Annotated in this window: 2 protein-coding genes; one reads left to right on the top strand and one right to left on the bottom strand. The window is 42.7% G+C overall.

Annotation, left to right across the window (positions count from 1 at the left end; all coding sequences use genetic code 11):
• On the bottom strand, positions 1 to 280 hold a 280-nt coding region (locus A3766_RS31930; RefSeq protein WP_231882857.1), incomplete at its 3' end, for a hypothetical protein.
• Positions 281 to 498: 218 nt separating this feature from the next.
• Here A3766_RS31930 and A3766_RS07610 point away from each other — a divergent pair.
• On the top strand, positions 499 to 791 hold a 293-nt coding region (locus A3766_RS07610; protein ID WP_197479419.1), incomplete at its 3' end, for a 7TM-DISM domain-containing protein.

Genomic DNA, 791 nt, shown 5'->3' on the forward strand with positions numbered 1-791 from the left:
ACAGAAGGCTCATGAATAGTACATCTGACACTAATTGAAGTCGGACATAGTTTTCGGTAATGATACGGGCGCTTTTAAGCTGAGCGAAGGTGAACATGGCTGAAAAAGCAAATAGGCTTAAAATAAACTCCGCCAGGATGAAGTTAAATTTTAAGTTCAGATATAGATGGTCAACGAGTAAAAAAAGTTGAGCCAGTCCCCACAAGGCCAGGCGAGCGCTAGCTATCAGGCGAACGTTTTCGCGCAGTGGTGTTTTGCTTCCTTTAGAGGAAAAAATCATAGTCGTCGTTTACTGAAAAACTGGATTGAATTTGCTAATTATTAGAACAAGCTCTTAGAAAACATGCCAGACGTTTTCATGAAAGTTTTTAAGCCTTGTCTATACTTAGCTAAGTACTCATCACAGAAAAAGACAATTACCCCTTGAAACAATTACAAATAAAAAATGGACTTTGGATCTTTCTAGCGCTGTGTGTCTGCCTGTATTCCGTGTCGGCTATGGCGGAGGAGCATTACACCAATGGCATACCATTGTCTGGAGACCATCTTGAGTTCTTTGTCGATCCGACACATGGCTTGACGATAGATGATGTGCATGGCTACAACCTCTGGGACTGGCGCTCGAACGAGCAGGAAGTGCCATCATTTGGTTTTTCGCATGATACCTACTGGTTCCGCTTTGTGGTGCCAGGGAATGACCACGCCTGGTTGTTGGAAATCAATTATGCTTTGCTAGATGAAATCGAGTTTTATCGGGTTAAAGGAGGTGAAGTCGTTGAATTTGTCCGTAC

Source organism: Oleiphilus sp. HI0132 (genome assembly GCF_001635845.1).